Origin of the sequence: Richelia intracellularis HH01, assembly GCF_000350105.1 — a bacterium.
Lineage (GTDB): Bacteria > Cyanobacteriota > Cyanobacteriia > Cyanobacteriales > Nostocaceae > Richelia > Richelia intracellularis.
Map to the genome: position 1 here is coordinate 42,429 of NZ_CAIY01000038.1, position 13,111 is coordinate 55,539.

Below are 13,111 nucleotides of genomic sequence, written 5' to 3' on the forward strand. Positions count from 1 at the left end.
TTTAATTTTCTATTTCTCCCTAATTCATTGATATAACTCCATGACTTTACTTAATGGCAAACGAGAATATACACCTAAGGATAAAGGAGAAGTATGTCCCCTTTCAAAATGTTCTACAGCTGCACAGCCAATCATGGCAGCATTGTCTGTACAGAATTCGATTCGGGGAAATATGACCCGCAGCTTATATTTAGATGCTGCGGCTATGAGTTTGCTTCTTAAGGTACTATTAGCTGCCACTCCACCACCAATGGTAATGGTTTCTAATCCATAATCAAGAGCACAGCTTATTACTCTTTTAGTTAGTGCCTGAGCTATAGTACCTTGAAAGCTTGCAGCAATGTCTGCTATTGGTAAAGGATTTTCCTTTTGTTTTAATTGCTGTACAAGGCGCCAAACCGCTGTTTTTAAGCCACTAAAACTAGTGTCATATGGATGAAAGCCACCATCAGGTAGCGAAATTCTCCCTTCTGGTAGATTGAAGGCTTTCATATTACCCTGTTGCGCTAATTTGTCGATGATTGGTCCACCAGGATATCCAAGTTGTAACAACCGCGCTACCTTATCAAAGGCCTCCCCAGCAGCATCATCTCGGGTTTCTCCTAAAGTTTGATATTCCCCACATTTCCTCACATTAATTAGGCTGGTATGCCCTCCAGATACGAGTAAACTTAGGAAAGGTGGTTTTAGGTCCGGTTCAGTTAAATATATAGCGTAAATATGACCTTCTAGGTGATGGATCCCTAAAAATGGTTTCTCATGGATTATAGCTAAGGTTTTTGCTGCAGTTGTTCCTACTAATAATGCTCCTACCAAACCAGGGGCAGCAGTTGCAGCAATAGCATCAATATCCTCCCAATCTAATTGTGCTTCTGAAAATGCTTGAGCAATAGCGGGATTAATGGTTTCTAAATGCTTACGTGATGCGACCTCCGGGACCACACCCCCATAGGGTTGATGAATTGAAGTTTGTGAACTTACTACACTGCTACAAACTTGACGATTCTTAATAACTGCCACAGCAGTTTCATCACAACTAGTTTCAATTGCCAGTAAAGTTGCCATTATGGAATTAATGCCCCATTACGAAAATCGTGATTGATTTGGAAAGCTTTAACTTTTATTTACTTAAACTTTACTGCTTTCATGGGCAAGAGTATGATGGTCTGGAAGTTATATCAATAAACAAGCCGTACAAGCCGCTTCGTTTTGTACAAAAGACTTCTAGTTTCGTAATACAAGGAAACAATTCCATGCGTCGATTGTTTGCTGTAGTTCTAGCAATTTGCCTCTGGTCAAATTTTGCCCCCTCGGCAAAAGCTTTAGGGGCTGACCTCATCCCTTGCAGTGAGTCTTCTGTTTTTCATGAACGTGCTGCCACTGCACGTAATACCACTGCTGACCCTATGTCTGGTGAAAAAAGGTTCAAGCGTTATTCGCAGGCTCTCTGTGGCCCAGAAGGCCTACCACACCTGATTGTGGATGGTCGTTGGGAACATGCAGGGGACTTTGTAATTCCTGGGTTGATGTTTCTTTATATTGCCGGATGGATTGGTTGGGTAGGTCGTGCTTACCTAATTGCCATCAGGGGAAGTAAGGATGCAGAACAGAAGGAAATCCAAATAGATATTCGCCTGGCTTTGCCTATTATTTTGTCTGGTTTTGCTTGGCCTGCTGCTGCTATCCAAGAGCTTTTATCGGGAAGTTTAACTGCTAAGGAATCAGAAATCACTGTTTCCCCTCGTTGAACTAATAGTTTTTTGTCTTTGTCAATTAACTTGTTTTGGAGATTAATTTATGGATAAGCAAGGTGCTTTTATTAAGTTTCTTTGCACTGCTCCTGTTATTACTACCATTTGGATGTTCGTAACTGCTGGTATTTTGATTGAATTCAATCGCTTTTTCCCTGACTTGCTTTTCCACCCATTATAGGCTGTGACAAGTTTGATTGTGGGGTTTGTACTTGGTTAACAATAACTACTAGGAATAGACATTTTAAGTCTAAACTCCATGGGTTATTTTCTAGTGCTGGAGTGTTTTGCTGTCCGACAATTTAAATGCATCATGAAGTTCGTGGTGCATTTGTTAGCATACGATTTTTATCGTGCAGTATTTGGAGGATTAGTTCAATTAATTTTTCAAAGTCAGTGGTTATAGAATTAGTAGAGCAACGATTATTCATGTGTAATAATGCCAGCGTTTTTATTTGGAGGCAAATATAAATATGGTGCAAATAGTAGATGCATCCAAAGATCTGTCTAGTGATCCCAGAAACCGGGAAGCGATTATGGCTGCAGGAGGAGATCCCCAAATTGGCAATCTGGAAACCCCTATAAATTCATCTCCCCTGGTCAAGTGGTTTATTAGCAATTTGCCGGCCTACCGTCCTAGTCTAACCCCATTTAGACGGGGTCTAGAAGTCGGTATGGCTCACGGTTATTTTATTTATGGCCCATTTTTGGTACTGGGCCCATTACGCAATGGAACTAATTCCAACCTAGCTGGTTTATTAGAGGCTATTGGCTTAGTGATTATTCTTACAGGAGCATTATCTCTCTACGCTAATAGTAGTCCTGGAAAACCCTTGTCTAATGTCACTATAAACAATCTCCCCGTAGATGCATTTAATTCCAAGGAAAATTGGAATAATTTTGCCAGTGCCTTTCTTATTGGTGGCATTGGTGGTGCAATTACAGCATTCTTCATCTACAGTAATTTGGAACTAATTAAAAGTTTGATTGGTTTATAGGGAATAACCTTACCATTGGGGTTGATTGTGGGCCAAATATTTCTTTCTTGTCTAATAAATAATATGCACAAAGGAATTCAGAGTATTGATTTGTGATACCTTTGTGTATTTTTGTTTATAAAGATAATTAAGAATTAGATGGCCTGAACAGAGCTGATTCTAGTTTTTTTAGGGTTACATCTAATTTGTCATTAACAATTTGCAAATCAAATTCATGTGCAGCCTTAATTTCTCTTTGAGAACATATTAAACGTTGTGCAACCGCATCATCGGAGTCCTGTGCCCGACTACGCAATCTTCTCTCCAGCTCTTTTACTGATGGTGGCAGTATAAAAATACTTAAGACCTCAGGAAAAGTCTTGCGAATTTGCTTAGCCCCCTCAACCTCGATTTCTAGTAGTACTAATTTACTAATATTTATTTTATCTAATACGCATTTTCTAAGTGTACCATAATAATTGCCAGCAAATTCAGCCCACTCTAGGAACTCTTCTTGGGCAATCAATTGCTCAAATTTTTGTCTGCTAATAAAGTGATAATCCTTACCATCTACTTCACCGAAACGAGGGGCACGGGTCGTTGCAGATACAGAATAATACAGCTCTGGATGCTTTTCGATTAATGAGCGCATTAGAGTGCCCTTGCCCACACCGCTAGGACCAGTAAGAACAATAAGTTTTCCCAATGGTAGTTTTTTTGAGTGTTTTTATTGTAACTAAACAAAGCTATCATTTGCTCAACCTGCAAATCATAAATAAAAAAATCTGCTTTCGAAAGCATCTGCTATTGAGATGCTTCAAACACTACTATAGATTTCGACGAAACAAGAAATCATTAAATTATCACATACTAGTATATTTACGTATAAACACTGGGAGATTTTAATTGTAAGTCAATAGTGCCGTCAATTATAAATTGTGTTTATCCACAGTATTATGATGATCGCGGGCAATCACAAACCGATTTGCAATTGTTTCCGGCTGAATTGCAGAAAGGATAACATGGCTGGAATCAGTAATAATTACAGCCCTGGTCCGACGACCATAAGTTGAATCAACCAGTTTACCCTTATCTCTTGCATCATTAATGATACGTTTAATGGGTGCAGACTCCGGACTGACAATGGCAACTACTCGGTTAGCAGATACAATGTTGCCGAAACCAATATTTATTAGCTGAATGTCCATAAAAAATGATGGCAAACTCAGAATGGGGTAAATACGTAACTAGTTACGCTTATATAGGCAACTGTTCTCCAATGTTATCCCTAAAAAACTGTAGTTACAATGGTCTTGAGTTATTTTTCAATGCTGCTTTGAAATGGGTGCTTAGTGCTGAAACATGTCATAAGTTTTTAGTACCTAAAATAATTACTAGTCAAGTGAAATTGTTTACAAAGATTCCAAGTATTTGGTTGGTAGTCAGCACAATCATTCAATTAAAAAGCGTTTAAACCTTACTTATATTTACTCCTTACAGTAGAGTTAGTAAAGTGTTTAAACAGTTTAATATAGAGTCCTTGGTAGAGGTAATAATTTGAGTAATAAAAATTATTATGATAAAAAAATCAGGCTAAGTCCTGTAAACATTTTTTGTTTGCTTACTTGTTTGTTTTAAACTACCAGTAGATAAAATTCTATTAACATTAGATTTCTCTAAATTGTAGTTATTTTATGTTACCTTCTCATCTTAAGTACATTTTGAAATAATTACAATCTTAGAAGCTATTAGTGTAATTAGGTAAGGATTATATTAAATGTAATTTCTGGCAAACTAACATATTGGAGTACTTCTTAAAAGTCAATAATTTATCTTGAGGATACGGTAACTGAGTTTTATACCCGTGTGTTGTGTATTGATAAGTTCCCATTTCTCCTTAGTTCTTCATTAACTGTACATAAAATGAAATAATAAATCTATTTATTATTATTATTATTTACAAATTGTAAATATATTTTGCTTTTCCAAAGTATTTTTTTGTAAATATATAATTACTTGATTAATTTTAACATTTAGTTCTGGCATTCCAATGTAGAGTGACACTCTACTGCATTAATTTAATTTGTCCTTTGCATAAGTCAAAGTTTGATTTTGAAGTTATATACAATACTTGTTTTTACAAATTGTTTACCTTTGTAAAGTAAATGAGTAGACTATTGACTTTTTTGCATATTCTTTGAATTGAAAAGACTTATTATTCAAATAATATAGGGATGTTGAAGTATTGTTAAAATGTGTCTAACAACATGCAAGTTAAGACTCTATAATTCAACAGAAAGCACTCTTAAATTTCAAGAGTCTTCTCTTCACCAAAACTATTCCCAAGTTAAAATTTGGGGGTGGTAATGATTTCAAATCTCAACCAGAAATATAACTGGTAACTTCAATGATTCCTCAATCCTTATTAGAGAGGAGGGTATGAATGACGATAAGTCCTCCAGAACGAGAGGAGAAAAAGGCAAAAGTTCTAGTTGATACGGATCCAGTAGCAACTTCCTTTGAGAAGTGGGCAAAACCAGGACATTTTGACAGGACTTTAGCTAGAGGCCCCAAAACCACTACATGGATTTGGAACCTCCATGCCCTCGCCCATGATTTCGATACACATACAAGTGACTTAGAAGATATATCCCGCAAAATCTTCTCTGCGCACTTCGGTCATTTGGCTGTAGTAACCCTATGGCTAAGTGGGATGATATTTCACGGCGCAAAATTTTCAAACTATGAGGCTTGGTTAAATAACCCCATTGGAGTCAAACCAAGTGCTCAAGTTGTGTGGTCTATTGTTGGCCAAGATATCTTGAATGGTGATGTTGGCGGTGGCTTCCATGGCATTCAAATTACATCGGGTTTATTCCATGTTTGGCGTGGCTGGGGTATTACCAGTTCCTTCCAGCTTTACTGTACTGCAATAGGTGGTTTGTTATTAGCAGGATTATTTTTATTTGCTGGCTGGTTCCACTACCACAAAAAAGCCCCCAAACTTGAATGGTTCCAGAATGTGGAATCAATGATGAATCACCACTTGGCTGTATTACTGGGTTGTGGTTCCTTAGGCTGGGCTGGTCATCTGATACATGTATCTGCCCCTATTAACCAACTTTTGGATAAGGGTATAGTAGCAAGAGATATCCCCCTACCTCATGAACTGCTTTTTAATGCAGACAAGATGGCGGAGTTTTATCCTAGCTTTGCACAGGGTTTATCTCCCTTCTTTACCTTTAACTGGGGTGTTTATGCTGACTTCCTCACATTCAAAGGTGGTCTTAACCCCACAACAGGTAGTTTGTGGATGACAGATATTGCCCATCACCATTTAGCAATTGCAGTATTATTTATTGTTGCTGGCCATATGTACCGTACCAACTGGGGTATTGGTCATAGCATGAAGGAAATTTTGGAAAGTCATAAGGGTCCTTTCACAGGTGAAGGTCACAAAGGTCTTTATGAAATTCTTACGACCTCTTGGCACGCTCAACTGGCAGTTAACTTGGCTATGATGGGCTCATTGAGTATCATTGTTGCGCATCACATGTATTCAATGCCGCCATATCCATACTTGGCAACTGACTATGCAACTCAGTTATGCTTATTTACTCACCATATTTGGATAGGTGGGTTTTTAATTGTTGGTGCAGGTGCTCATGGAGCGATATTCATGGTGCGTGATTATGATCCTGTTATTAACCAGAATAACCTTTTGGATCGGATGATTCGTCACCGTGATGCAATTATTTCTCATCTAAACTGGGTATGTATCTTCCTTGGATTCCACAGTTTTGGGCTTTATGTCCATAACGATACAATGCGTGCCTTAGGCAGACCCCAAGACATGTTTTCGGATGCATCAATTAAATTGCAGCCTGTATTTGCTCAGTGGTTACAGAACCTACATACGATGGCTCCTGGTAGTGGTACTGCTCCTAATGCCTTGACAACTGTTAGTCATGCTTTTGGTGGTGGTGCAGTTGCAATTGGTGGTAAAGTCGCAATGATGCCCATTGCACTAGGTACGGCTGATTTCATGGTTCACCATATCCATGCTTTTACTATTCATGTCACCGTACTCATACTACTCAAGGGTCTACTATTTGCTCGTAGTTCTCGTTTAATTCCAGACAAAAGTAATTTAGGCTTTCGTTTCCCATGTGATGGCCCTGGTCGTGGTGGTACTTGTCAAGTTTCTGGATGGGATCACGTATTCCTAGGTCTATTCTGGATGTATAATTCCCTATCCATAGTAATTTTTCACTTTAGCTGGAAGATGCAATCCGATATTTGGGGAACTATAGATACAGCTGGTAATGTGTCTCACATTACCGGCGGAAACTTTGCCCAAAGTGCTATTACTATCAATGGCTGGTTGCGCGATTTCTTATGGGCACAATCAACACAAGTTATCAATTCCTATGGTAGTGAGTTATCTGCTTATGGTTTGATGTTCTTGGCTGGCCACTTTATTTGGGCCTTCAGCTTGATGTTCTTATTTAGTGGTCGTGGCTATTGGCAAGAATTGATTGAGTCTATTGTTTGGGCACACAATAAGCTAAAAGTTGCACCTGCAATTCAGCCGCGCGCCCTGAGTATCATTCAGGGCCGTGCTGTAGGGGTAGCTCACTACCTCTTGGGAGGAATTACCGTTACCTGGGCATTCTTCCACGCACATATACTTTCAATAGGCTAGTCACAAGCCTTATTTAAACTATGAGTAGTGAGTGATGGAGAATGTAGTTGTAAACTCCCAATCCCACACTCTAAACTCGTAAAATCAGCCGTTGATATGTGATAGCTCAAGGTCAGATAAATTATCATAACCCATGGCAACAAAATTTCCCAAATTTAGCCAGGATCTTGCACAGGATCCGACTACGCGTCGGATTTGGTATGCAATGGCGATGGCCAACGATTTTGAAAGTCATGATGGCATGAATGAGGAAAATCTTTATCAAAAGATTTTCGCCACTCACTTTGGTCATCTAGCAATCATTTTCCTATGGGCATCCGGCAATCTTTTCCACGTAGCCTGGCAAGGTAACTTTGAACAGTGGATTAAAGATCCTCTGCATATTCGTCCCATTGCCCATGCAATTTGGGACCCTCACTTCGGCAAACCAGCAATTGATGCTTTTACCCAGGCAGGTGCTTCTAATCCTGTAAACATAGCTTATTCTGGTGTCTATCACTGGTGGTACACCATTGGTATGCGGACTAATGGTGACTTATATATGGGTTCCGTATTCCTGCTAATGTTTGCAGCAGTATTGTTATTTGCTGGCTGGTTACACTTACAACCCAAGTTCCGCCCCAGTCTAGCTTGGTTTAAGAATGCTGAATCTCGTCTCAACCACCACTTAGCTGGTTTATTTGGTGTTAGCTCCTTAGCCTGGACAGGACACCTAGTACATGTTGCCATTCCTGAATCTCGAGGACAACATGTGGGTTGGGATAACTTTTTAAGTACTGCTCCACACCCAGCTGGTTTACAACCTTTCTTTAGTGGAAACTGGGGGATTTATGCTCAAAATACAGATACTGCTAGTCATGTATTTGGTACTTCTCAAGGTGCAGGAACTGCAATCCTGACCTTTTTGGGCGGTTTCCATCCCCAAACCGAATCGTTGTGGTTAACCGATATGGCTCACCACCATCTGGCAATTGCAGTGATTTTCATTATTGCTGGCCATATGTATCGGACTAGCTTCGGCATTGGTCATAACATGAGGGAGATTCTTGATGCTCATATACCTCCTTCTGGTCGCCTGGGTGATGGTCACAAGGGTCTTTATGACACAGTTAACAACTCCCTACATTTCCAATTAGGACTGGCCTTGGCCTCTTTAGGTGTAGTTACCTCTTTGGTGGCACAACACATGTATGCCTTGCCTCCTTATGCCTTTATTGCTAGGGACTACACTACAATGTCAGCATTGTATACTCATCACCAATACATTGCTGGTTTTCTGATGGTTGGTGCTTTTGCTCATGGTGCGATCTTCTTTGTTCGCGACTACGATCCAGAACAAAATAAAAATAATGTTCTTGCCCGGATTATAAATCATAAAGAAACGATAATTTCCCACCTAAGTTGGGTAACTCTGTTTCTTGGTTTTCACACCTTGGGTCTTTATGTCCACAATGATGTAGTGGTTGCTTTTGGTACTCCCGAAAAGCAAATTTTAATTGAACCCGTGTTTGCACAGTTTATACAAGCTGCTCACGGCAAGGTGATGTATGGCATGGATATCCTACTATCTAATGCTAGTAGTCTTCCTTCCACGGCTGGTGCTGCTTGGTTACCTGGTTGGTCTGATGCAATAAACTCTGGTACAAACTCTCTGTTCTTAACTATTGGGCCTGGAGATTTTCTAGTACACCATGCTTTTGCTCTGGCAATTCATACTACTGCTCTAGTACTAATTAAAGGTGCTTTAGATGCACGTGGTTCTAAGTTAATGCCCGACAAAAAAGACTTTGGTTATGCTTTCCCTTGCGATGGCCCTGGCCGTGGAGGTACTTGTGATATTTCAGCTTGGGATTCCTTCTACCTGGCTATGTTCTGGATGTTAAATACTATTGGTTGGGTAACCTTCTATTGGCACTGGAAGCATCTAGGTATTTGGCAGGGCAATGTTGCTCAGTTTAACGAAAACTCAACTTACTTAATGGGCTGGTTCCGTGATTACCTTTGGGCTAACTCTGCTCAGTTAATCAATGGTTACAATCCCTACGGTATGAATAATCTATCTGTTTGGGCTTGGATGTTTCTCTTCGGACATCTGGTTTGGGCCACTGGTTTCATGTTTTTAATTTCCTGGAGAGGTTATTGGCAAGAGTTAATTGAGACTCTTGTTTGGGCACATGAACGCACACCTTTGGCAAGCTTAATTCGCTGGAAAGATAAGCCTGTTGCTCTCTCTATCATACAAGCTCGTGTAGTTGGTTTAGCTCACTTCACTGTTGGTTATATTCTTACCTACGCAGCTTTTCTAATTGCTTCAACTGCTGGGAAATTTGGTTAATCTAAACCAATAGTAGTTTAAGCAATCAACAAATCCCCCATGACGGATGGGGGATTTCTATTATGAGTATTTATTATCATTACAATTCACTTATATATATTACTCTAATTAATAGAAAAATAACTAAATTAGAGAAATCAGGGGCAATGGATTTACTACTAGAGATGCAAGATATTAAGTCAGGTGTTATTTTTGATTTTAGGTAGGTTGCTAACAGCTACAGATAGGAAAATTCTATAATAGATTTTCTGACATAGAAAACTTAAAATATTATGCCTATTGCACCAGCAAATCTTTCAAGGAAGGAAATATCTGAACAATTATGTCCTGAAAAGAAGAGTCAGCAGAAGAAAGTGACTAACTTGCCAAATATTCACTCATATTAGGTTGGGTTTTACGCAGTTTCTTTAAAGCTTCTCGTTCAATTTGGCGTACTCTTTCACGGCTAATATTAAGAATTTCACCAATCCTTGCCAAGGTCAAGGGGTTCCCATCATTCAAGCCATAGCGTAAAGACAAAACCTCTCTCTGCTGGGGGGTTAATTTATCCATTAAGTGTTCTATTTCATAGGAAAGAGAAGATTGAATCACAAAATCTTCCGGGGAAATATTAGGGTCTTCCAACATTTCTCCTAATTCAGTGTCATAGTTATCTCCCAACCTTAAATCTAAAGATAAAGGAGCACGAGACTTTTCTAAATATTCTCTTACTTGTTGAGGAGTCAATGACAGTTCTGTAGATAACTCTGAAATATTCGGAGCCCGTCCTAGTGTTTGAGACATAGTACGTTGGGCCTTTTTTATTTTATTTAGCTTCTCAGTAATATGAATGGGAAGACGAATAGTTCTGCCCTTTTCTGCTATGGCTCTGGTTATAGCCTGTCGTATCCACCAGTAGGCATATGTAGAAAACCTATAGCCTTTACTAGGGTCAAATTTTTCTACCCCTCGCTGCATACCAATACTACCTTCCTGAATTAAGTCTAGTAGATCGACGTTGCGCTTAATGTACTTCTTTGCAACCGATACTACTAAACGCAAATTTGCTTCCACCATTTTCCTCTTAGCTATTTCACCATCTGCAATCACCTGTTTTAATTCTGTTAATTCTAACTTGGTTGCTCGTAACCATTCTTCCCAGCTTGGTTCATATCCTAACTGATTAGCCAAAGATTCTTTCACTTTGTATAACATGGCAGCCTTCTGCACTTGTTTACCATATTGAATTTCTTGTTCATGTGTTAAAAGTGGTACGCGACCAATTTCGCGTAAGTAAGTCCGCACAAGATCTGTGGGTTTAGGGATAGTCTTCATGGTGCTACTTTTCGTGAATGATGTAGTTTTAGGTATTTTCTTTGATATTTGGAATAAGATCGATTAGATAATAGTAATATTTACCACTTGCCAATATGGGATTTAACAAGTTTGTACGCAGTTACCCTTACATATTCTCAGTTTAACTGCAAATGGTAATTAAATTTACCTAAGTGTTAATTCTCACAACTGCTCTATCTAAATTCCACAAACTCAACAAGCATAGCCAGTTAGATATCAATGGTTGAATGTCAAATTTCTTTATGCGTATTTTTAATAATTGTAACATTTATAATTTTTTTACGACTACTAGTTTACAGATGGATTATAGGAAGTATGGTTTCTATCCATTAATTAATCATAATCATAGATGTGGGAATACTTTTGTTATTTCAATATTTAAATTTATTAGTTTATTAACATAACTCAATAATAAAGGTAATTGCTTTGATTTAGGAGGAGCTTTATGTTTTCTTTCGAGTGCCTATATCAATAATGTGGTTTTGTTTCGAAAACCTAACAACTTCAACAATCCTATGTTTCATTTATATGAATGGCCCCATGCTACTGCAAGATATTAGGTAGTCCATGGGATAAGGGATATAGAATTCTTCAGTTATTTACTTATTAGTTAAGTGTTAGCCATTGTACTTAAATTCACTGTAATAACTGTTTGCTGAGAACTATAAATATTTATATTTAATAGACAATTGGCTTGGGAGTAGCAGAAAAAACAAAGACTAGAGAAAAATGATTTCTAATGAAATTACTGAAATCTTATTAAAATGTATTGAGTTAGAGCATAACTAAAGATAACATGAAGGTTATATAACAATAAGAGCTTGATGCACATACAGCCAATCACCCCACACAAGTTTTATCATTTATTATTCATAGCTCCTATTAGTGAGATAATATTCTAGTTAGGATCTAGAGTGTAGAAAAACTGAATTGTGAAAATTGCTTATGAAAATTACTTAATCCCCTTCAGGAAAAGTCCTACCCTTTGGCCATAGGCATTCTTGCCCTGAATAGATTATGCAGATACACTGACTTTAAAGCGAGAACACATATTATCATCAAGAAAATCCCTTTCAGTTACCCATCTAGATAAAATAGTCATCAGAATGACATAAGTAATGCTTAAGAGCTGAATCATGCCACTTTCAAAAGATGCAGACACGTTAGTTGATATCGAAGAAGATAGCTTTTTAGCAGATAATGATTCACTGGATGAATTACCAGGTAATGTGGAAATGTCTCTGTTTGAGCATTTAGAAGAACTGCGGATGCGGATGTTCTATGCTCTAGTTGCTACAGTCATAGCTGCTATTGGCTGTTTTATTATAGTTAAACCTATTGTCCAGCTATTAGAAGTCCCGGCCAAGGGAGTTAAATTCCTTCAACTCGCACCTGGGGAGTATTTCTTTGTTTCTGTTCAAGTTGCTGGATATAGTGGTTTGCTAATTGTTAGTCCTTTCATTCTATATCAAATTATTCAATTTGTTTTACCTGGATTAACCCGTCGTGAGCGTCACTTTTTAGGACCAGTAGTCTTAGGTTCTAGTATTCTATTTTTTGCTGGTTTAATATTTTCTTACCTTTTACTAATTCCCGCTGCATTAAACTTTTTGATTAATTATGGTGCAGAAGTAGTAGATCAGTTGTGGTCTATCGATAAATACTTTAAATTTGTGTTGCTATTACTTTTTAGTGCTGGTTTAGCCTTCCAAATTCCTGTAATTCAGCTATTATTAGGCTCTTTAGGTATAGTTTCTTCCCAAACAATGATTTCCGGCTGGCGCTACGTTATTTTGGGAGCAGTAGTTCTGGGAGCTATACTTACCCCATCCACCGATCCTCTTACCCAGAGTTTATTAGCAGGAGCAATATTAGGATTATATTTCAGCGGTATTGGGTTGGTAAAATTACTTGGTAAATAGGAACACAACTAGGGGATTGGTTGGAACTATCACTTATCTGCCCCCAGCTAATTAATTATTAGCTTGATTAGTTGTACGGAATAGAC

10 protein-coding genes are annotated in these 13,111 nt (G+C 38.3%); 6 read left to right on the forward strand and 4 right to left on the reverse strand.

The window, feature by feature from the left end; translation table 11 throughout:
* Nucleotides 1-24 precede the first annotated feature (24 nt).
* A complete protein-coding gene (tsaD, locus tag RINTHH_RS04540; RefSeq protein ID WP_008233420.1) occupies nucleotides 25-1,065 on the reverse strand; it encodes a tRNA (adenosine(37)-N6)-threonylcarbamoyltransferase complex transferase subunit TsaD in 1,041 nt (346 codons plus the stop codon).
* Nucleotides 1,066-1,253: 188 nt separating this feature from the next.
* Between tsaD and RINTHH_RS04545 the strand changes: the two genes are divergently transcribed.
* From RINTHH_RS04545 to RINTHH_RS04555, 3 genes are all read left to right on the forward strand, one after another.
* Complete coding sequence (locus tag RINTHH_RS04545) at nucleotides 1,254-1,748, forward strand: photosystem I reaction center subunit III (RefSeq protein WP_044304631.1); 495 nt, start codon at nucleotides 1,254-1,256, stop codon at nucleotides 1,746-1,748.
* Between the two features lie 49 nt (nucleotides 1,749-1,797).
* Nucleotides 1,798-1,932: a photosystem I reaction center subunit IX gene (psaJ, locus tag RINTHH_RS04550; protein WP_008229746.1), complete on the forward strand. Its 135-nt coding sequence runs from the start codon at nucleotides 1,798-1,800 to the stop codon at nucleotides 1,930-1,932.
* 292 nt (nucleotides 1,933-2,224) lie between these two features.
* The gene (locus RINTHH_RS04555; RefSeq protein ID WP_008233423.1) at nucleotides 2,225-2,749 is read left to right on the forward strand and encodes a photosystem I reaction center subunit XI; all 525 of its coding nucleotides are present in this window, start codon (nucleotides 2,225-2,227) and stop codon (nucleotides 2,747-2,749) included.
* 127 nt (nucleotides 2,750-2,876) lie between these two features.
* Here the strand turns inward: RINTHH_RS04555 and gmk are convergent, their stop codons facing one another.
* Together gmk and remA are read right to left on the reverse strand one after the other, a co-directional pair.
* The gene (gmk, locus tag RINTHH_RS04560; RefSeq protein ID WP_008233428.1) at nucleotides 2,877-3,434 is read right to left on the reverse strand and encodes a guanylate kinase; all 558 of its coding nucleotides are present in this window, start codon (nucleotides 3,432-3,434) and stop codon (nucleotides 2,877-2,879) included.
* A gap of 223 nt (nucleotides 3,435-3,657) precedes the next feature.
* Complete coding sequence (gene remA / locus RINTHH_RS04565; RefSeq protein ID WP_008233454.1) at nucleotides 3,658-3,936, reverse strand: extracellular matrix/biofilm regulator RemA; 279 nt, start codon at nucleotides 3,934-3,936, stop codon at nucleotides 3,658-3,660.
* Between the two features lie 1,235 nt (nucleotides 3,937-5,171).
* Here remA and psaA point away from each other — a divergent pair.
* A complete protein-coding gene (gene psaA, locus RINTHH_RS04575; RefSeq protein WP_008233456.1) occupies nucleotides 5,172-7,433 on the forward strand; it encodes a photosystem I core protein PsaA in 2,262 nt (753 codons plus the stop codon).
* Between the two features lie 133 nt (nucleotides 7,434-7,566).
* Nucleotides 7,567-9,768, forward strand: a complete 2,202-nt coding sequence (gene psaB, locus RINTHH_RS04580) for a photosystem I core protein PsaB (RefSeq protein ID WP_044304635.1) — start codon at nucleotides 7,567-7,569, stop codon at nucleotides 9,766-9,768.
* A 357-nt stretch (nucleotides 9,769-10,125) separates the two neighbouring features.
* Here psaB and RINTHH_RS04585 read toward each other — a convergent pair whose 3' ends face one another.
* A complete protein-coding gene (locus tag RINTHH_RS04585; protein WP_008226289.1) occupies nucleotides 10,126-11,082 on the reverse strand; it encodes an RNA polymerase sigma factor, RpoD/SigA family in 957 nt (318 codons plus the stop codon).
* A 1,157-nt stretch (nucleotides 11,083-12,239) separates the two neighbouring features.
* Here RINTHH_RS04585 and tatC point away from each other — a divergent pair.
* Nucleotides 12,240-13,025 (forward strand): twin-arginine translocase subunit TatC, encoded by a 786-nt coding sequence (gene tatC / locus RINTHH_RS04590; RefSeq protein WP_008233470.1) that lies wholly within the window; start codon nucleotides 12,240-12,242, stop codon nucleotides 13,023-13,025.
* Nucleotides 13,026-13,111 lie beyond the last annotated feature (86 nt).

What these genes read in the sequence shown, in the direction of transcription:
- tsaD (WP_008233420.1), bottom strand. Translation starts at nt 1,065, where the DNA reads ATGGCAACTTTACTGGCAATTGAAACTAGTTGTGATGAAACTGCTGTG.
- RINTHH_RS04545 (WP_044304631.1), top strand. Translation starts at nt 1,254, where the DNA reads ATGCGTCGATTGTTTGCTGTAGTTCTAGCAATTTGCCTCTGGTCAAAT.
- psaJ (WP_008229746.1), top strand. Translation starts at nt 1,798, where the DNA reads ATGGATAAGCAAGGTGCTTTTATTAAGTTTCTTTGCACTGCTCCTGTT.
- RINTHH_RS04555 (WP_008233423.1), top strand. Translation starts at nt 2,225, where the DNA reads ATGGTGCAAATAGTAGATGCATCCAAAGATCTGTCTAGTGATCCCAGA.
- remA (WP_008233454.1), bottom strand. Translation starts at nt 3,936, where the DNA reads ATGGACATTCAGCTAATAAATATTGGTTTCGGCAACATTGTATCTGCT.
- psaA (WP_008233456.1), top strand. Translation starts at nt 5,172, where the DNA reads ATGACGATAAGTCCTCCAGAACGAGAGGAGAAAAAGGCAAAAGTTCTA.
- psaB (WP_044304635.1), top strand. Translation starts at nt 7,567, where the DNA reads ATGGCAACAAAATTTCCCAAATTTAGCCAGGATCTTGCACAGGATCCG.
- RINTHH_RS04585 (WP_008226289.1), bottom strand. Translation starts at nt 11,082, where the DNA reads ATGAAGACTATCCCTAAACCCACAGATCTTGTGCGGACTTACTTACGC.
- tatC (WP_008233470.1), top strand. Translation starts at nt 12,240, where the DNA reads ATGCCACTTTCAAAAGATGCAGACACGTTAGTTGATATCGAAGAAGAT.